This is a genomic window from Bacillus sp. RK1064, assembly GCF_051488405.1.
Taxonomy (GTDB): domain Bacteria; phylum Bacillota; class Bacilli; order Bacillales; family Bacillaceae; genus Bacillus.
Map to the genome: position 1 here is coordinate 400,637 of NZ_JBPSCZ010000001.1, position 19,476 is coordinate 420,112.

Consider the following 19,476-nt stretch of genomic DNA (forward strand, 5'->3'; position numbering starts at 1 on the left):
GAAGTGGATGGATCTTTCAAGCCGTTAGAACGCCTGCAACCCTTAAGTTTGTCTAAAATTCGACGAAGACAGCGAATTCATTGACTTTATAGAGAAAGTTAAATAACATACTCTTAGTCGGAACTAATAAAGAGAGGTTTTCAAACATGAACGAACAGAATCAAAAACCGAAAAATTTCACTGGTATTGTGATCATTTTAACAATTGCCATAAACGGATTAATCGCTTTATTATTTTTAATGCCAAAATCAGATAAATTTAGTCATCTGGATATTACATTTTTGCCGTTACTTAATGCCGTGATGAACAGCTTTACGTTTATCTTTTTACTTTCAGCACTCATCATGATTAAACAAAAGAACATTAAAGCGCATAGACGATTTATCTTTGCTGCATTTTCAACGACACTTGTCTTTTTAATTTCGTATGTGACATATCATTCAATGGCAGCTGATACCCATTTCGGAGGAGAAGGGATCATCCGTCCAATTTACTTCTTTATTTTAATCACACATATCGTCTTATCAGCTGTAATTGTACCGCTTGCCCTGATTACTCTGTTTAGAGGCGCACAGATGCAAGTCGAGCGTCACCGTAAAATTGCCCGCTGGACAATGCCGCTATGGCTTTATGTCAGTCTCACTGGCGTCATTGTGTATATGATGATTTCTCCATATTACAGCTAACGTATGCCCAACTGGACATACGTTCTTTTATTTACAAGAGGCAGTGCTTTGGATAAAATGGGAATTGGGTATCCGACTTGCACGGTATCTTCCCATCTATAGACTCACATCATTTCTGGCCGTTTGCTCGTTTGGAGAACAACAATTGAACGAAACGGGGGTTATATGATGACTGAACAACTGCATTATAAACCGGGGCTTGAAGACATTGTGGCAAGCGAAACGTCTATCTCATACTTAGATGTGCAGCAAGAAGAAATTGTAATTCGCGGGTATGACCTCATCGAGTTGGCACAAAAAAAGACCTATTTAGAAACAGCCTATCTGCTTATTTATGGAAGATTACCAGATACCATGGAATATCACCAATTTCAGCAAGACATTTCCTCACAAACCAACTTACATCCAACCATTCAAACCATTTTAACAAAGCTGCCAAAAACCACTCATCCTATGGATGCCATGAGAACGTGCATATCTGCTCTTAGTGGGTACGATGATGCATTACATGATCGATCAGAAGCGTGCCAGCAAAGGCGTGCTGTTCGATTACTCGGCCAGCTGCCGGCCATTGTTGCTGGAAGCTATCATATTCTCACAAAAGACGCCGCTATTTCTCCAGATCAGACCAAATCCTACACTGAAACCTTTTTAGCCATGCTCACAGGACGTACTCCAACACAAGACGAAATCACCGCTTTTGACCAAACACTCACATTATATAGTGAACATGAACTGCCTAATTCAACGTTTGCCGCCAGAGTCATCGCATCCACACATTCTGACATGTATGGTGCTTTTACTGGAGCGATTTCTTCATTAAAAGGTGACTTGCACGGGGGAGCGAATGAAGCTGTCATGCACATGCTTTTCGAAGGAAAAACAACGGAAGGATTCCTTGCGCTGATTGAACGAAAATTAGCCGCAAAAGAAAAAATGATGGGCTTTGGCCACAGGGTATACATGAGAAAAATGGACCCAAGAGCCGCTCTTTTAAAACGATCATTGAAAACGCTTACGGAATCAAAGGGAGATACAACGCTTTATGACATGTGTGCAGCAGGCGAGGCATACATGAAAGAGAAGAAAAACCTCTATCCGAATCTTGATTATTACGCCGCACCTATTTATTACGTGCTCGGGATTCCAATTTCACTTTATACACCGATTTTCTTTGCTGCTAGAGCTAGTGGATTAGCAGCCCATGTTATTGAACAGCATTTGCATAATCGCATTTTTAGACCGAGAGTCCGGTATTTAGGGCCAAGAGGATTAAAAGTCTCAGATGATGATAGAAAAACGGGGGAATGAACATGAATAAAACAGCAGTCGCCAATCAAACGGATCAGCTATTGGAAGAAATCGCAGCCTATGCAGTAGACGGGGAGATTACGAGCAAAGAAGCCATTGAAACAGCGCGGTATGTACTGATAGACACACTCGGCTGCGGAATGCTGGCGCTCAATTTTCCGGAATGTACGAAGCATCTTGGCCCCATCGTACCTGGTACCGTTGTGCCTAACGGAGCAAGAGTTCCAGGCACTTCGTTTGTGCTAGATCCTGTTCAAGCGGCTTTTGATATAGGCTGTATGATTCGCTGGTTAGATTATAATGACACGTGGCTTGCAGAGGAGTGGGGACATCCGTCAGATAACTTAGGCGGAATATTAGCTGTAAGTGATTACATCAGCAGAACGCGGCTTGCAAACGGTGAAGAGCCGCTTTCGATGAATGACGTACTGCATGCGATCGTCAAGGCACATGAAATTCAAGGTGTGCTCGCTTTAGAAAATTGTCTGAACCGAAATGGCTTGGATCATGTGTTATTTGTCAAAGTGGCAACAAGTGCTGTTGTGTGTGCATTGCTTGGCGGAACAAAGGAAGACGTGCAGCATGTTTTATCGCAAGCGTTTGTTGATAATTCTCCGCTTAGGACGTATCGCCACGCCCCAAACACAGGATCAAGGAAATCGTGGGCAGCGGGTGATGCAACAAGCCGCGGGGTAAGACTGGCAATGATGACACTAAAAGGGGAAATGGGCTATCAAACACCGCTTAGTGCTGAGAAGTGGGGCTTTGAAGATGTTCTTATGCAAGGAAAATCTCTCACACTCGCTCAGCCGCTAGGATCATACGTCATAGAAAATGTGCTTTTCAAAATTGCTTATCCTGCTGAGTTTCATGCCCAGACGGCTGCAGAGGCCGCTATGATGCTGCATGATGCTGTAAAAGATCGATTAGATGACATTGACCGGGTAGAGATTACAACACATGAATCAGCGATTCGGATTATTGATAAGAAGGGGCCACTGTATAACCCAGCAGACCGCGATCATTGCTTGCAGTATATTACCGCGATTGGATTGATCTATGGTGAGCTGACAGCTGACCATTATGAAGAAGAAACGGCGCAAAATCCGGCCATTGATCGTCTCCGGGATCAAATGGTCGTCAAAGAAGATAAACGTTATACAGCAGATTATTTAGATCCGAAAAAGAGATCAATAGCAAACTGTGTGCAGATCTTCTTTAAAGACGGGACGATGACAGATCGAATTGAAATTGAATACCCGCTTGGTCATCGCAGAAGAAGGCAGGAAGGCATTCCGCTGCTTGAAAAGAAATGGCTCTATCATTTGAAGACGAGATTTCCACAAAAACAAGTGGATCAAATTGTGTCACTCTGTCAAAATCCAAATCAATTAAAAACAACAACCGTACCATCATTTATGGACCTATTCGTCATATAAGGGGGAACTAGTGTGTGGATCGTGAATGATGAATCAAGTCAAGCAGATTTAGCCGCAGCCTTTAAAGAACAAATGCACAAATCAGCTTTATTTCAAATCCCAGGCGTTCACGATGGAATGTCTGCGCTTTATGCAAAAAAAATGGGCTTCCAAGGGCTCTATTTATCTGGCGCCGCTTTTTGTGCCAGCAAAGGACTGCCTGATCTCGGCATGATCCATTCAACGGAAATGGCTGAAAAAGCGAAGGAAATCATTCGAGCTTCTCAGCTGCCGCTTTTGGTCGATATGGATACTGGCTATGGCGGCGTATTGAATGCTGCAAGGGCGGCCAAAGAAATGGTAGAGAGCAAGGTGGCAGCTGTTCAAATTGAAGATCAGCAAATGCCGAAAAAATGCGGACATTTAAACGGAAAGTCGCTCGTTCCAGTAGAAGAGATGATCGCGAAAATCAAAGCCATCAAACAAGCGGCACCAACGCTTTTGGTGATTGCAAGAACCGATGCAAAGTCTGTAAACGGGATGGAGGATGTCATCCGCAGAGGCAATCTTTATCTCGAAGCAGGAGCTGATGCTATTTTTCCTGAGGCGCTCATTACAGCTGAAGACTTCACGCATGCGTCAAGCAGCATAAAAGGACCTCTTCTTGCAAATATGACGGAGTTTGGTAAGACACCTTATTATCATGCAGACGAATTTTCGATGTTTGGATTTCAGATGGTCATATACCCTGTGTCATCACTTAGAGTCGCTGCAAAAGCGTATGAGCGTTTATTTACAGAAATCATGGAGAAGGGGACGCAGCAAGGAATGCTGAAGGACATGCAAACGAGAAAAGAGCTGTATGAAACGATTCAATATGAGGAATATGAGGAAATGGATCAGCATTTAGCGAAAACGATCCTGCCGGAAATCGGGAAAGAACAGCCAAAATGAAAAGCACTTCCTAAACGGAAGTGCTTTTTTACGATGATGGTGTGGATGATGAAGCCAATTTCATCTTTTCTTCAACTGTTTTCGTTTTTTCTTTTACTTTTTCAGCATAAGTGAAATCACCGTAGCAATACGGATAGCGGAAGTTATCTTTGTTGCCTCCGCACGTATAGACTTCGGGGTTTTGTTTCACTTGCTTTTTGGAGTATTGCTTTGCCAATTTCTCGGAATGTTTTCCCCCGTTTTTTGCAACAAAATCAATATAGCCGATTCCCATATTATAGCTTTGAATAATGGTTTCCAAATCAACGCCTTTTTTCTTACCATGCTTGTACATAGTAGAAAAATGATGGACTCCTTGTCTAATGCTTTTCTGAGGGTCATTGATTTCATTTCGTTTCAAACCAAGAGATTCAGAGGACTGCATTGGATCTCCGCCTCTGCCTTTTGATTCTTGATACATCATACCGAGGATTAACGCGGTATATTGATCTAAATCTTGATCTCTTAGCTCTGTTTCTACAAGCGGCTTGTAATCATCCAATCTCGACAAAACAATTGATTCCGTATCAATCGGCAGCTTTTTTAATTCCTTTTGATTAAAGGACATGACAATGGCTGCTAATACGAAAACAAACAGAAAAATCGTGAAGCAGCCTGAAATGGCAAAACATCCTGTTTTTTTCTTTTTCAAGGTCAGTTCACCCCTGTTTTGCCCCGCTTTTAAAAGGGAAGTACAGCCTTTTTATTATGCCATATCCTGCACAGGATACCAAGTGAAAACCTTATAATCAATCATACCCAAATGTAAATTCGGGTCTTGTTTTCAATCTGTAGCAGAAATAAACAAAACCGATAATCAGCCAAAGCATACCAATGATTAATGCATTTGTACTGATGCTCGTTAACAGCCAAATACAAAAGGCCGTCCCGCACAGAGGGATCAATGCGTATCTCAATGTATTGAGTACACCTCTTTGTTTTTGTCTGACGAAATAGTACGCAAAAACAGACAAGTTCACAAAAGTGAATCCAATCAACGCGCCGAAGCTGATAAAGGAATAAATGACTTCAAGTTCGCCAACGACTGCGGTTAAGGAGAAAGCACCAATTAATAAAATATTAAAAACAGGGGTTTTTAATCTCGGATGAATATATCCGAAGAAACGCTTCGGTAACGACTCATCTCTACCCATTGCATATAACAGCCTTGCTGCACTTGCATGTGACGATAAGGAAGAAGAGATGACAGCGACCATTGTGCCAGCTAAAAAGAACGAGTGGAGAAATGCGCCCCCCACAAATTCCGCAATTTCAAGTGAGGCAGCATCGGGATGCTTGAACTGTTGAAAATTTGGAAATACCTGCTGCAAAAAATAAGACGTCAAGGTAAACAGTACGCCTCCAATGGCGACGGTTAAGAAGATGGCAAGTGGGATCGTCTTTTTTGGCTTAATGGTTTCCTCAGACATGGTCGAAATTGCATCAAATCCTAGAAACGAAAAACATAAAATGGTCGCTCCTGAAAAAATAAGCGCTGGTTCTAAGCTCGCTGAATAAAAAGGCCGGGCGGACAATAATTCTCCACTTCCAGCGTTTTGTGTGAGCCCATAAATAACAAACCCAACAAAAGTGACGGCGACAATGACCTGGAAGGTCACAAATAGTGCCGTGATGTTGGCTGTAAGCCGAATACCGATTACATTGACAGTCGTTATGGCGATAGCAAGTATGATGATCCAAATGTAATGAGGTACATCAGGAAAGGCTGCGGTTAAATAAGCACTTCCGATCGCAAAATTCACCATAGGCAAAAATAAATAATCCAGTAAAAGTGTCCAGCCCACAAGGAAGCCGACATGAGGATGAATACTTTTTTGCGCATATGTATAAGCAGATCCTGCTTTTGGAAAAGCCTTCACCATATTCCCATAGCTAAGCGCTGTCAATAGTAATGCAAGTAACGTAAATATATAAGCTGCAGCGACGTGTCCTTTCGTCAGCTGAGCAACAATGCCGTATGAATCAAATACGACAAGTGGATCCATATAAGCAAGCCCGATCACAACAAGTGGAAAGACAGTCAGGCTGCGTTTTAGTCTTGGCTCTTCAGTCAATTTGCCTATCAGCTCCTCTAAAAAAATGAATAAATAATGCTCATTTTAAAAAGAATGCTACCAAGTGTCAATGCTATTTGAGTAAATCTTTTTTCTAAAGTGTGCCCGCTTTGCATGCCGGACGTTTTGGTATATGATGATACAGAGAATAAGTCGTGATTTGACGGACAAGAAAGGTGAAGCAAAATGAAGGAAGAACTGAATACAAATCAAGAACAGGAACGGATGGAGCTGGATGAAGAAAGTCTATTTCTTGTCTCCCAAACCTTTAAAGCTTTATCTGATCCGACTCGTATTCGAATTCTGCACCTGCTGTCTCAAGGTGAACACTCGGTAAATGATATAGCAGAAACACTGAATCTCATGCAATCAACCGTTTCTCATCAGCTGCGCTTTTTAAAAAACCTTCGTCTCGTGAAATCTAGACGAGCAGGGACCTCGATTTTTTACAGCCCTGAAGATCAGCATGTGATGGAAGTGCTTGAACAGATGATTCACCATGCACAGCACGATTGATAAAAAACCTTCCTACGCCTATAGGAAGGTTTTTATGCATGATGCACATGTGTCGATCGTTTACTTGCTTTCATCATGTGATAAGAAAAAACAACATAGTAAGCAGCTAAAAGAAAAAAGCTGAGCATGGTCATCGCATCATCGCTCACGATATGCTGATATAGTTCAACGACACTGATCTTGGTCATCGAATGGTTTGTCAGCTCAACCAGCTTAAAACTAAGCCTGGATAAAAACAAACATAAAATGAAGCTTTCAATCCATTTACTCGTTTTCATATACAGCCGGCCATTTTCTTCTTTCATTCGAATCGTCTGATAGGCATGAATAGCCAGGCTGCTTCCAAAAAGCATGCCAATAGCGGCATAGATGAAGATACTGTGATTTTGCCATCCTTCTGATAGGAGAATAAGGGCAGAGAGACCAAAGATATACATTCTCATCAAAAGACTGATGGGGCGTACAAGCTGATAGCGTCTCATTCGATTCATTCGAATCATGATGCAGATCAACATAATGCTCCCAATCATGAACAACTGCCACACGTTATGTGTCATGATGCAACCTCCTCCTGCACGTGCAGGGATGTAAACGAATGCTGGCTGTTACTTATCTTTACCATTCTTTCTTTTTTTATCAAAACAAAACCTACATTTATGAAAAAGAGGAAAAGTCATGAAAATCGACCGCATTTTATCTATTGTGATGCTGCTCATTAGCAAGAAGCAGGTTCAGGCGAAAGATCTTGCTGAACTCCACGAAGTGAGCGTGAGGACCATTTATCGTGATATTGATACCATCAATCAAGCGGGAATCCCTATTGTGACAACCCAAGGAGCAGGTGGAGGCATTTCACTTGTTGAGGACTATCGTTTAGAGAAAAAATTATTTACCGATGATGACATCGAGGTCATTTTAACAGCCCTCGAAAGCATGACGAGTGCGTACTCCTTTAAAGAAAGTGAGCATGTACTGAAAAAAATCAAATCGCTCATTCCCACGCATACGGGTGAGAGCGAAAAACAGCATCATGTCTTCATTGATTTAAGCTCCTGGGGAAAAGACAGCCAGGCTGAGCAGAAGCTCCAGCTCATCCATACAGCTGCCTCAGCGCACCAATATATTCAGTTCACCTATCGCAATGCGAAAGGCGAAACACTTCCACGCAAAGTGGAGCCTTATACGCTTGTTTTAAAAGGAAGGCATTGGTATTTGTATGCGTTTTGTTGTGTGAAAAAAGCTTTTCGTCTGTTCAAGCTGACCAGAATGACGGGTCTTGTCACCATTTCAGGATATTTCCAACCGAAAAGAATCAAAAACGAAGAGAAGCCTTGGAATGACTCTTGGCAAGAACAACCATCGGTCAGCTCTGTCACGCTCAGGTTAACGGAAGCATCAGTGGGCAAAGTGAAGGAATGGGTGGATGAGAACGAATTGAACGTATGTTCAGACGGAAGCTATCTTGCCACCATCACTGTACCTCAAGATGATTGGTTAAATAGTTTCCTATTCCATTTAGGTCCAGATGTCGACATTCTTTCCCCGAAGCATGTCAAAGAAGCGTTTGATCTCCAGTTGAAACAATTTCTCAAACGAATGGAAACTTGACACAATGTTGTCAGGTTTCTTTTTATATGATAGAAAAAAAGGAGATGAGAATGTATGTACGATATCGTGACATTAGAGAAACAATGGATGAAAGGGTTGTCTGTTCGAACAACAAACGAAATGGAGCTGACAAAAGAGCGGAAGATTGCACCTCTTTGGCAGCAATTTTTTGCGCAGCAGCCTCACGGGGGACAAGCGCCCGTCATAGGGCTGTATTCAGATTATGAAAAAGATGAGCATGGCTCTTATTTATTCACAGCGGGACACTTTGTGGATCAGCACTTAGAACATGTAAAAGAGATTCCCTCGTCCACGTACGCAAGATTTCGAACGAGAAAGGGGCCGATTGAAGAAGTTGTGCTTGAAACATGGCAGCAGATTTGGAATTGGGATCAGCGTTATTTTCGCACATATACAGGGGATTTTGAATGGTACGATGAAAGGTCTATTGATCCAAAAGAAGCGCAAATCGATATTTATATTGCGGTCGATGAAAAAATAGTTGCTAAAACTAATAGTATTAGTTAATATAAAACTAACAACATTAGTTTTGGGGGGACACTTGATGAGATTGACAACTTTTGACCGTCTGCACCAGCTCACATTGATGCCGCGATTATTTCCGGTAAATTGTTATGTATTTGAGGAAGAGAATGGGCTCATCTTAATTGATGCTGCTTTAAAAATGGCAGCAAAGCCGATCATCGAATTTGCCCGTCAAAAGAACAAACCCATACACAAAATTATTCTCACCCATAGTCATATGGATCATATAGGCGCATTAGATGAAGTGAAAAAAGTTTTTCCAGAGGCAGTCGTCTATTTATCAAAACGCGATGCCCGCCTATTTGAGGGTGACTTATCCTTGCTTCCTGGCGAACCCCAGCAAAAAATCAAAGGCAGTTTTTCGAGAAATATTCACACAAAACCGGATGTGCTTGTCGAAGAAGGAGATGAGATTGGGCCGCTGAAAGTCATTGCGACACCAGGGCACACACCTGGCAGCATTTCCTTATACGATGGAAGGTCAGGAGTTGTGATTGCTGGGGATGCCCTTGTAACAAAAGGCGGCTTATCAGTAACGGGTGAATTTCGCTGGACCTTTCCGTTCCCGGCCTTTGCTACATGGGATGCAGAAACCGCACTCAATAGCGCCGAAAAATTACTGGCACTTCGCTTATCCTGTCTTGCTGCAGGACATGGCGATCTCATCATAAAACCTCATGAAAAGCTGCAAGCTGCCGTTCGTAAAAGGCAGCAGCAGCTGAAGAAAGGGGAGCAGTAAACCGTGTCTCCAAGAATGGGTATCACGCAAGAAAAAATTATGGATACAGCAGCTGCATTTGTTGATGAAGAGGGGTTTTCTGCATTGACCATTGCTACATTGTCTAAAAGGCTGAACATCAGACCGCCTTCCCTTTATAATCACGTATCCGGTCTTCATGAGATTCAGGCGGCACTCGCAGTAAAAGGGCTGTCCATGCTTTGTGAAGAAGGCATACACGTAACAGAGGGGCTGGATAAAGAAGAAGCTGTTTTAGCCTTCGCCAGGCAGTATGTTGAATTTGTCCGGGAACATCCAGGCCTCTATGAAGCTGCCTTTTCACATATGGATGAGAAAAAAGTAAGAAGCGAGGCAGAGCGCCTTGCTGAATTTGTCCAATCCATCATGTCCCGCTTTGGTGTAAAAGAAGAAGAGATGACACATGTGGTAAGAGGACTAAGAAGCTTATTGCACGGCTTCGGTGATATTTCAAATAAAAAGGGATTTCAACGAAAAGAACAGCTTGAAGACAGTGTGAGTTATGCGGTCAGGCTTTATATCTCAGGTGTGTTGCAAAAAGAAGATCTGTCTCATTGACAGGTCTTTTTTTGCAGTGAATCGATATCTTAAAAGGGCGGCCGTCTTGAAGAATTTTTTTAACAGAAAACGAATAAAGATTTGACAGTTTTGTGAAACATGGTATGCTTGTTATGTGAAATAATTCACATAGAGGAGTAGAGGCAGATGAAAAGAAAGCCTGTTTATGTGGAAACAACCATTCATGCACCTATAGAGAAAGTATGGGAATATACGCAAAATCCAAAGCTTCATGAACAGTGGGATTTGCGTTTTTCAACCATTTCATTAAATGAATCCCAAAATGAACAGCCCCAATCCTTTTTGTATGAAAAGCATCTTGGGTTTGGTTTAAGTGTCACAGGGACAGGAGCGTATCGAACAAGAATGATGGATGAACGGAATGAACGGGCATCCTCACTCAATTTCAAATCGTCACACCCATTGTCTTTTATCAAAGAAGGCAGCGGCTACTGGAAGTATATGAAAACAAGCGATCACATTGTATTTCAAACTCAATTTGATTACGAAACGAAAGAAGGAAAAGGTTGGACATGGGCAGACCGGATTCTTTTTCGCCCGATGATAGGATTTATGACGGCCTTTAGTTTTGGCGCTTTAAAGACGTGGCTTGAAAAGGGAACGCATCCTCGGTTATTACTAGAGAGAACACTTGCTCATTACGGGATTTGTTTGCTGTTTGCCATCGTCTGGCTATGCCAAGCGGTCATCCCTTTTTCACATTCTGCTTTTGATCATAGCACGAGTTTTCGATTGTTTTATGCGCTTTTAGGCGTATCATGGCTAATTCCTAAGCTGTCAAAAAAATATCTTTTCATTCTACAAAGCATTTTTTTTCTGATCATGCTTTGTATAGGGATCCTATCCCCGCAAACGACGCTTCATGAGCCGCTTGTGATGAGTGGATTTTTCATCTTGTCGATTGCAGGTATGATAAATCTAAAAGATTGTGTAGATGTATTTTCCATCAAACGAAAAAGGGGAGGTAGACATGGTCGTTCATCGTCATCAAGTAAAGGATTACGATAAGCTGCATCCAAAACTAAAAGAGAGATACCACCGCGCGTTTTCTGCTGAAGGCACCATGGGGGAGATAGGCGGCGGGTCAAGACTCATTCGATTGATCTTCAGAATTGGTCCATTGTTTCGTTGTTTTTTCCCTGAGAGAGGAAGAGATATTCCTTTCCAAATTGTCAATGAGCCCTTTGTGACAAATAAGGGGGAGGAAGGGATGCACTGGTATCGAACGTTTTATTTCCCAAAGCAGGAGCGGCACTTTGATGCAGATATGATCATTGATCAGAAGAGTCATACAGTCCTAGACTACTTTGGAAAGCCTAGACTTCTTGTGTCAGAGCTTCATTTTACAGTAACAAAGCATGATTTCCTGCGTATTCAATCCGGCCGGCAGAAGTTTTTGATGTTCGGCAGGGAATGGCCGCTGCCTTCATGGCTTTATGGTGTGTCAGATGTAACGGAAGGCTACGATGAGCATGCAGGTGAATATACCATTGATGTCCACGTGAAAAATCGCCTGTTTGGTACTCTTTTTACATATAAAGGCCGTTTTACAGAAAGGGTGTCTCCTGATGAATAAGTGGCATTTGACATCCAGTCTGATCTTTATGTCTTTTTTTATCGCCACCCGTTTGATGACAGGTCCGATAGCAGAATTTTTTGTTCTCATGGCGATTCTATTTTTTCTTCCCGCTGCCTTACACTTTTTTAAGAAAGAAGGGAAGAAACAAAAGCCAGGTATGCTGATCGGCTTTTTAATGAAAGCCTTTCCACTAGCGGCTCTTTGTGCAACCGCTGCTTTTATCTATCATTCCGCCTGGTTTGCATCGGGCTGGCTTTTATATACATTCCTGTTGGCGTTATTTGGCTTTGCTCGTTTGCTGAAAAGAGGAATCTTTCCGCTTCATGAGCTGATGATCGATGGCGCATGGATGTATATCGCTTTAGGCGGGCTTTGGTTTTGGCTGTACACAGCAGATATACAGGTGATGACATTTTCGCCGATCATTGTTCTTTTGACCGCTATTCATTTTCATTACTCGGCTTTTTTTATCCCGCTTTTTTATGGATTATTAGGGAGACAGCGAACAAAGGAGACAGCTTTATACAAAGCGGCGGGCTGGGTGATTTTGCTGTCGCCTGTGATGATTGCTGTTGGGATTAGCTTCTCCCGTCTATTTGATACGTTCAGCGTCATTCTTTATGTGGTTGCCCTCTACATATATGGAATCCTTTGTGTGAAAACAAGATTTCGGTTAACTTTCGCAAAAGGTCTTGTTGTGTTTTCTAGCTTTGTTTTAATGGGGACGATCGTGTTATCTCTTCTTTATTCAGCGGGTATGCTTATGCGCGTGACCTACATCAGCATTGATCAGATGATTTGGTTTCATGGCAGTATCAATGCTTTTTTTGTGATTTTGCCAGGTTTAATTGGCTGGGTGATCGAAGGACCGAAGGATCAATTGAAGCAGAAGGATTTTCCGATTTCGAAAGTGCATGGTCGCTTTCATTTGATCTCTTTTCAAGAGGAAAGAGTGCACGATCGAGAGAAGCTCGGTTTAGTCGATTCACTTGATGAATTAAATGGAACGACATTTTCAGCTGATCGGGTTTCACCTGTGATTCGCAGATTTTATGAGAACCCTATGGCTTTTACGTTAAAAGCAGCCGTTAGCTTTCATTGGTGGGTGAGGCCTTTTGTTTTTTTACTTCAGCCAGTGTTTAAGAAAATAGGTCAGCTTTATTTGGGGTCATCTCGTATTCCTTATGAAATGCCGGGAAGCCTTTGTAGATTTCAACACCCTAAGGAAGAAAGAGAGAATGTGCGTGCGTGGATTCGTCATAACGCAAAAGGGGAGCAAGTCTTTTTTGCACTTTATGCTCTTCATCACGATGCAGCTGCGGGTTATATGAATATTGCGCTGCCGCTTCCGTATTCTCAGCTGACTGCCATTTTAAAGCCTTTTAATGAAAAGGAAGACTTTCTATTAAAAAGCACACGTCCAAAAGGCAGTACCGGTGACGAAGGATTGTATTTACATACGCCTTTTATCACCATGAAACTGCCAATGGAAGAAAGCTTTCATATGAAGCCGGAGACAGATCAAAGTCTCACAGCGGTACACCAAATGAAGCTGTTCGGTATTCCTTTTTTAACGATTCATTATCATATTGACATTGAAAGTCATCATGTTAGTCAATGATGTCACATGGTTCACCGTGCCGAATGATGTTCACAATCGCTTGCCCATCACTCGGATGATGATCTGCATACTGGACTGGCAGCAGTGCAAAAAATACATAGTAGACTGAGAAGTAAGCAAATTGATAGAAAAATTGGTGCTCTGGCAGGAAATCATTGGCGATCATTGTATTCAGTATGAGAACACTGAGCAGGTTGCATAATGAACCGCCTAAGTAGACAAGAATGTGCGAAAATCGGTTATTTTTCCTCATTTCTTCATAGTGGCAAAATGCATCTAGAAAATAGATTCGTCTAATTTCAACGACGCCTACTTTCAACACTTTTTTGCCTCTGCCAAGAGCAAAGGAAACCTTTGCCCCAAACATCCACGCGACCACAATATGGCCAAGCTGATGCAGGATGGCAACGATAGGAAGAATGACGAAAAACGACCAGCAAAACGTCCACATATCCGATAATGTAAACAAGTGTGAACCCTCCCCAATATATTCGGGAGGAAGCAGTAGGATTATTTGCCATTTTACTGAATTCATTTTCAGGATGCAAACATTTAATACACGACTATAAATTTATTATGTAAACTAAAAGGGTGATTTTAGCGCTGAATAGGCTTTTTGAACCTCCTTTTTGACGAAATGAATGTGCTACAATGGATAATCAATAGATTACGTTACCTTTCGTGAAGGGGAGAGAGTCATATGGCAGATATTGAACAGTTTTTGGCGTTAGATATTCGTGTTGGGACGATCATAGAAGCAGAATTTTTTGCAGAGGCAAGAGTGCCTGCGTTGAAACTCAAGATTGATTTTGGTGAAGAAATTGGTGTAAAACAATCTAGTGCTCAGCTGACAAAGCGTTATACAGCGGAGAATCTTACCGGCAAACAAATTGTAGCAGTCGTTAATTTCCCGCCAAGAAGAATTGCAGGGTTCAAATCAGAAGTGCTTGTCTTAGGAGGCATGCCATCAAAAGAAGACGTGGTTTTGCTAGCCACAGATGAACCGGTTGAGAATGGAACAAAAATAGGGTAAGAAAAAAGACATCTTCCTCAGAAGATGTCTTTTGCGTATTGAGGCGGAATAACCACACGCCACATTCGTGTGTGTCTCAAAGAGACATGTTACCCGACTTACACAATTCAGCTCATCGCTTGATTAATATAGCATGGGATGAGCTTGAATGCAACCATTAAATGAATTCTTTCAGATTTTCATGTCATTTTACAAGATGAATGACAAGAAATCGATTATTTGGATTATTTTTTCAAAAAATATTGAAAAGTCAGATCAGATTTTATAAAATGAATTCATCTTAGTTTGTTTGGTCAATAAACTAAGATGAATTTCAAGCATTGATTCCTATATTGAAGGAGATGATTCCGTCATTCAACTGATTTGCTGCTTAAATGGGCTAAGCTGAAAGGATGAGATGTTCAGCTACATTTTTACAACAAATTGAAAGCGCTTTATATTTCCCGCATTGATTGCTGCTGCCCTCCATCATCTGTTCGTTAGAAGAGGCTAAGTGAAGAAGGGAGAAAGCTCATGGTTAGTGAGAATTTAAAGAAGATTCGTATGTCTGAAAAAGTGGGATATGCTTCAGGGGATTTCGCATGTAATTTGATTTATGCAACTGTCTCTACGTATCTATTATTTTTTTATACAGATGTGTACGGTTTATCAGCGGCAGCAGCAGGGACGATGTTTTTGGTTGTTCGCGCCATCGATGCGCTTGCAGATCCATTTATTGGTGCATTGGTGGACCGGACGAACAGCCGTTTTGGCAGGTTCAGACCTTACTTGTTATTCGGTGCGTTTCCTTTCGTCGTACTTGCCATCCTTTGCTTTACAACACCTGATTTTTCCGAAATGGGTAAACTCATTTATGCCTACATCACGTATGTTGGTTTATCGCTTACATACACATTCATCAACGTTCCTTATGGTGCTTTAACTTCCGCAATGACAAGAAATAACCAAGAGGTTGTCAGTATTACGTCCGTTCGTATGGTTTTTGCCAATCTAGGCGGTCTAGTTGTGGCTTTTTTTGTTCCTTTTCTTGCGACCTTTTTAAGTGATACGACAGGAAATACAGCACTCGGCTGGCAGATGACGATGGCTTTTCTCGGCGTTCTTGGCGGTGCATTACTGATTTTCTGTTTTAAAAGCACGAATGAACGTGTCACGCTTCAAAAGCCAGAGGAAAAGATTAAATTCAGTGATATCTTTGTCCAGTTGCGAGTGAATCGTCCGCTTGTTGTATTAAGCATTTTCTTTATTATTATTTTTGGTGTGAACTCGATCAGCAACTCTGTTGGGATCTATTATGTGACGTATAACCTTGGCAGAGAAGATTTAGTGAAATGGTACGGACTCATTGGCAGTCTGCCAGCTTTAATGGTGCTGCCGTTTATTCCTAAGCTGCACAAGCTGTTAGGAAAGAAAAAGCTGCTGAATTATTCTTTATTGCTGAATATCGTAGGTCTTCTTGCATTACTTGTGATACCGTCGAGTCAAATCACTTTAATACTTGTTTTTAGGCTCGTCGCTGCTGCGGGGAGTATTACAGCCGGTGCTTACATGTGGGCACTTATTCCAGAGACTGTTGAATATGGCGAATATAAAACAGGGAAAAGGATGGGCGGGCTCATCTACGCAGTCATTGGGTTCTTCTTTAAATTTGGGATGGCATTAGGCGGGATTGTTCCGGGGCTTGTACTCGATCGATTTGGCTATGTCGCGAACCAAATACAGACACCTGAAGCATTACTTGGCATTTTAATCACGGTAACGGTGATTCCTGTATGCTTACTGATTTTAGCGATGATTGATATTAATTTTTACAACCTAGATGAAGAAAAACACAAAAAAGTTGTAAGGGAGCTTGAGAATAGGGATCAAGTATATATCGATCATATGGATGATTTTAAAATGTAGGTCGTGAAGAGGAGGAAGTTGAATGAAAATTACCAATCCAGTGCTCAAAGGGTTTAACCCGGACCCAAGTATTTGCCGTGTAGGAGAAGATTATTACATGGCGGTCTCTACATTTGAATGGTTTCCAGGGGTGCAAATTTATCATTCGAGGGATTTAGTCCATTGGCGGCTTGCTGCGCGTCCTTTGCAAAAAACGTCGCAGCTGGACATGAAGGGGAATCCTGATTCTGGCGGAGTATGGGCACCGTGCCTAAGCTATGCAGATGGTCAGTTTTGGCTCATTTATTCAGATATCAAAGTAGTGGATGGTCCATTTAAAGATGGTCATAATTATTTGGTCACGGCAAGTGAAGTGGATGGTGATTGGAGTGAGCCGGTCCGTCTCAATAGCTCTGGCTTTGATCCTTCTTTATTTCATGACCAAAGCGGCAAGAAATACGTCTTAAATATGCTGTGGGATCATAGGGAAAAACACCATTCCTTTGCGGGTATTGCCCTGCAAGAATATAGCGTGTCGGAAAAGAAACTCATTGGTCAGCGGAAGGTCATTTTTAAAGGCACGCCGATAAAATTGACAGAAGCGCCGCATCTTTATCACATTGGTGATTACTATTATTTATTAACAGCAGAAGGAGGTACCCGGTACGAGCATGCGGCAACAATTGCCCGTTCCTCGCAGATTGAAGGGCCTTATGAGGTTCATCCTGATAACCCCATTTTAAGTGCTTTTCACGCACCTGAACATCCGCTTCAAAAATGCGGGCATGCTTCCATCGTTCAAACGCATACAAATGAATGGTATTTGGCTCATCTCACTGGCCGCCCCATTCAATCAAGCAAGGAATCTATTTTTCAACAGAGAGGGTGGTGTCCTTTAGGAAGAGAAACAGCGATTCAAAAGCTCGAATGGAAGGATGGCTGGCCGTATGTTGTGGGCGGAAAAGAGGGGGCGCTGGAGGTTGAAGCGCCAGCGATAAACGAAAAGGTTTTTGCTCCTACACACCATACAGTCGATGAATTTAAAGAATCAACGTTAAATAGACACTTCCAAACATTAAGAATCCCTTTTACTGATCAGATCGGTTCATTAACGGAAGAACCTCAGCATTTAAGGTTATACGGACAGGAATCACTAACATCTAAGTTTACTCAAGCTTTCGTTGCAAGGCGCTGGCAAAGCTTTTATTTTGAAGCAGAGACAGCTGTTTCGTTCTTTCCAGAGAATTTTCAGCAAGCTGCTGGTCTTGTGAATTATTATAATACGGAAAATTGGACAGCGCTTCAGGTGACATATGACGAGGAACTTGGCCGCATTCTTGAACTATCTGTCTGTCAAAACCTTTCCTTTTCTCAGCCGTTGACACAAAAAATCGTCATTCCAGAGGAGGTCACGTATGTGTATTTAAAAGTGACCGTTCAGAAAGAGACATATACCTATTCTTATTCTTTTGATCAAAGAGAATGGAAGGAAATTGATGTGTCATTTGAATCAAGCCATTTATCCGATGACTTCATTCGAGGAGGGGGATTTTTTACAGGGGCATTTGTCGGCATGCAGTGCCAGGATACAAGCGGCGAGCGTCTTCCTGCTGATTTCAACTATTTCCGTTATGAGGAAACAGATAAATAAAAAAGACAACACGCTAAGAGCTGTCTTTTTTATCTATGAACCTGTCATGGTGAGAGGGTGGCATCTTGCAGGAAAGCTTCAATGACTAAAGATGTCATCCCTAATACCGGTGCGTTGTGTCCTAATGACGAAGGAAGCAGCTCTACATGTGAACTGAATTGCGTATCCATCCTTGAGGATACCTCCTCTTGAATCACACGTAAAACCGTTGGCTGTGCTTCAATCACCTTGTTTCGTAAAATAATCGCTTGCGGGTTAAAGGTATGCAGGACGTTTGTGAGACCGACGCCAAGGTAAAAACCAAAGTTGCGCAGGGCATTGAGCGTTTTCATATCATTTAACGTCGCCAGCTGTTCCAAGTCTTGATGGGAGATGGGCTGATCATTTGTTTGAAGGGACTGAAACAAGGCTTTCTCAGATGCATACAGCTCCCAGCATCCACGGTTTCCGCAGCTGCATGTTGGTCCATTAAAGTCGATGGTCATATGTCCCATTTCACCAGAAAAGCCGTATGCGCCTCTGTATAAATGATGATTGATAATGATCCCGATTCCAATGCCAGTGCCGATGCTGGCATAGATCAAATGATCATAGTGTTTAGCAGCGCCAAAGATTTTTTCACCATATGCACCCGCGTTTGCTTCATTTTCAATGAAGACGGGTACTTGGAAAGCGTCTTGGAGCGTTGTTTTCAGGTCAACATTTTTCCATTTGGAATGAGGCGTAAACACGATTTGTTCATCGGTATCCACTAACCCAGGTATACATAGGCCAATACCTATGAGCCCGTATGGGGAAGAGGGGATTTGTGCCATCAACTGCTGTATTAATTCAATTAAAATGCGTATGGTCACATCAGGAGAGCTTGATGGGAGCTTGATCTGCTCTTCATGAAGAATGGACCCTTCGAGGTCGGTTAAAATGCCGTTGACATAATCAACGCCGACATCAATCCCGATGGAGCAGCCAGCACGTTTATTAAACATCAGTAAAACCGGTCTTCTCCCGCCGCTAGACTCACCTTGACCGATCTCATAGACGAGATGCTCTTTCATTAATGTACTTACTTGAGAGGAAACAGTCGATTTATTTAATCCAGTGCGTTCAGATAATTTTGCTCTGGAAATTGGCGCATGCTGGAGAATTTCTTTTAATAATAGCTTTTGATTTATTTTTTTCACAAAGTTCTGATCAGCAATATCCACGTTATTCACTCCAT

Annotated in this window: 20 protein-coding genes; 15 read left to right on the forward strand and 5 right to left on the reverse strand. The window is 42.1% G+C overall.

Translation table 11 applies throughout. The features are described 5' to 3' along the window. Positions 1-146 precede the first annotated feature (146 nt). The 4 genes from ACSSTM_RS02280 to prpB all read left to right on the forward strand — a co-directional run bounded on the left by ACSSTM_RS02280 (position 147) and on the right by prpB (position 4,369). On the forward strand, positions 147-686 hold the full coding sequence (locus ACSSTM_RS02280; protein WP_003215636.1) for a DUF420 domain-containing protein: 540 nt from the start codon (positions 147-149) through the stop codon (positions 684-686). A 168-nt stretch (positions 687-854) separates the two neighbouring features. Beyond that, positions 855-1,997, forward strand: coding sequence for a citrate synthase (gene mmgD / locus ACSSTM_RS02285; RefSeq protein WP_437403971.1), 1,143 nt, complete (start codon positions 855-857; stop codon positions 1,995-1,997). Between the two features lie 2 nt (positions 1,998-1,999). Beyond that, complete coding sequence (locus ACSSTM_RS02290) at positions 2,000-3,436, forward strand: bifunctional 2-methylcitrate dehydratase/aconitate hydratase (RefSeq protein ID WP_034660914.1); 1,437 nt, start codon at positions 2,000-2,002, stop codon at positions 3,434-3,436. 12 nt (positions 3,437-3,448) lie between these two features. After that, entirely contained in the window at positions 3,449-4,369 is a 921-nt protein-coding gene (gene prpB / locus ACSSTM_RS02295) for a methylisocitrate lyase (RefSeq protein WP_437403972.1), read from the forward strand. A 28-nt stretch (positions 4,370-4,397) separates the two neighbouring features. On the opposite strand, the gene ACSSTM_RS02300 is transcribed toward prpB, so the two are convergent. Both ACSSTM_RS02300 and ACSSTM_RS02305 read right to left on the reverse strand, forming a co-directional pair. Next, complete coding sequence (locus ACSSTM_RS02300) at positions 4,398-5,060, reverse strand: lysozyme family protein (RefSeq protein WP_034660911.1); 663 nt, start codon at positions 5,058-5,060, stop codon at positions 4,398-4,400. A 97-nt stretch (positions 5,061-5,157) separates the two neighbouring features. Then, complete coding sequence (locus ACSSTM_RS02305) at positions 5,158-6,483, reverse strand: APC family permease (protein ID WP_034660910.1); 1,326 nt, start codon at positions 6,481-6,483, stop codon at positions 5,158-5,160. A gap of 186 nt (positions 6,484-6,669) precedes the next feature. Here ACSSTM_RS02305 and czrA point away from each other — a divergent pair, with 186 nt between their 5' ends. Then, the gene (czrA, locus tag ACSSTM_RS02310) at positions 6,670-6,999 is read left to right on the forward strand and encodes a Zn(II)-responsive metalloregulatory transcriptional repressor CzrA (protein ID WP_007500691.1); all 330 of its coding nucleotides are present in this window, start codon (positions 6,670-6,672) and stop codon (positions 6,997-6,999) included. A 32-nt stretch (positions 7,000-7,031) separates the two neighbouring features. Here czrA and ACSSTM_RS02315 read toward each other — a convergent pair whose 3' ends face one another. Continuing rightward, entirely contained in the window at positions 7,032-7,556 is a 525-nt protein-coding gene (locus ACSSTM_RS02315) for a mother cell-specific membrane sporulation protein (RefSeq protein WP_066030776.1), read from the reverse strand. A 118-nt stretch (positions 7,557-7,674) separates the two neighbouring features. Between ACSSTM_RS02315 and ACSSTM_RS02320 the strand changes: the two genes are divergently transcribed. From ACSSTM_RS02320 to ACSSTM_RS02350, 7 genes are all read left to right on the forward strand, one after another. Continuing rightward, a complete protein-coding gene (locus tag ACSSTM_RS02320; RefSeq protein WP_034660908.1) occupies positions 7,675-8,607 on the forward strand; it encodes a helix-turn-helix transcriptional regulator in 933 nt (310 codons plus the stop codon). Between the two features lie 54 nt (positions 8,608-8,661). Further along, positions 8,662-9,135 carry a GyrI-like domain-containing protein gene (locus ACSSTM_RS02325; protein ID WP_095285282.1) on the forward strand — a complete coding sequence of 158 codons (474 nt, stop codon included), beginning with the start codon at positions 8,662-8,664 and terminating at the stop codon, positions 9,133-9,135. 37 nt (positions 9,136-9,172) lie between these two features. After that, the gene (locus tag ACSSTM_RS02330) at positions 9,173-9,892 is read left to right on the forward strand and encodes an MBL fold metallo-hydrolase (protein ID WP_034660906.1); all 720 of its coding nucleotides are present in this window, start codon (positions 9,173-9,175) and stop codon (positions 9,890-9,892) included. 3 nt (positions 9,893-9,895) lie between these two features. Beyond that, positions 9,896-10,468: a TetR/AcrR family transcriptional regulator gene (locus ACSSTM_RS02335; protein WP_034660905.1), complete on the forward strand. Its 573-nt coding sequence runs from the start codon at positions 9,896-9,898 to the stop codon at positions 10,466-10,468. A gap of 147 nt (positions 10,469-10,615) precedes the next feature. Next, positions 10,616-11,497: a hypothetical protein gene (locus tag ACSSTM_RS02340; RefSeq protein WP_437403973.1), complete on the forward strand. Its 882-nt coding sequence runs from the start codon at positions 10,616-10,618 to the stop codon at positions 11,495-11,497. Then, entirely contained in the window at positions 11,460-12,065 is a 606-nt protein-coding gene (locus ACSSTM_RS02345) for a DUF4166 domain-containing protein (protein WP_437394723.1), read from the forward strand. Before ACSSTM_RS02340 ends, ACSSTM_RS02345 begins: the two co-directional genes overlap by 38 nt. Next, on the forward strand, positions 12,058-13,689 hold the full coding sequence (locus tag ACSSTM_RS02350; RefSeq protein WP_437403974.1) for a YndJ family protein: 1,632 nt from the start codon (positions 12,058-12,060) through the stop codon (positions 13,687-13,689). Before ACSSTM_RS02345 ends, ACSSTM_RS02350 begins: the two co-directional genes overlap by 8 nt. Here the strand turns inward: ACSSTM_RS02350 and ACSSTM_RS02355 are convergent. Beyond that, positions 13,679-14,158 (reverse strand): site-2 protease family protein, encoded by a 480-nt coding sequence (locus tag ACSSTM_RS02355; RefSeq protein ID WP_034660901.1) that lies wholly within the window; start codon positions 14,156-14,158, stop codon positions 13,679-13,681. The genes ACSSTM_RS02350 and ACSSTM_RS02355 overlap by 11 nt on opposite strands. 231 nt (positions 14,159-14,389) lie before the next feature. Between ACSSTM_RS02355 and csaA the strand changes: the two genes are divergently transcribed. From csaA to ACSSTM_RS02370, 3 genes are all read left to right on the forward strand, one after another. Beyond that, positions 14,390-14,722, forward strand: coding sequence for a chaperone CsaA (csaA, locus tag ACSSTM_RS02360; RefSeq protein ID WP_003215734.1), 333 nt, complete (start codon positions 14,390-14,392; stop codon positions 14,720-14,722). Between the two features lie 513 nt (positions 14,723-15,235). Next, entirely contained in the window at positions 15,236-16,627 is a 1,392-nt protein-coding gene (locus ACSSTM_RS02365) for an MFS transporter (protein WP_106037685.1), read from the forward strand. A 22-nt stretch (positions 16,628-16,649) separates the two neighbouring features. Continuing rightward, complete coding sequence (locus ACSSTM_RS02370) at positions 16,650-18,257, forward strand: glycoside hydrolase family 43 protein (protein WP_034660899.1); 1,608 nt, start codon at positions 16,650-16,652, stop codon at positions 18,255-18,257. 44 nt (positions 18,258-18,301) lie between these two features. On the opposite strand, the gene xylR is transcribed toward ACSSTM_RS02370, so the two are convergent. After that, a complete protein-coding gene (gene xylR / locus ACSSTM_RS02375; RefSeq protein WP_034660898.1) occupies positions 18,302-19,462 on the reverse strand; it encodes a transcriptional repressor XylR in 1,161 nt (386 codons plus the stop codon). Between the last annotated feature and the right edge of the window lie 14 nt (positions 19,463-19,476).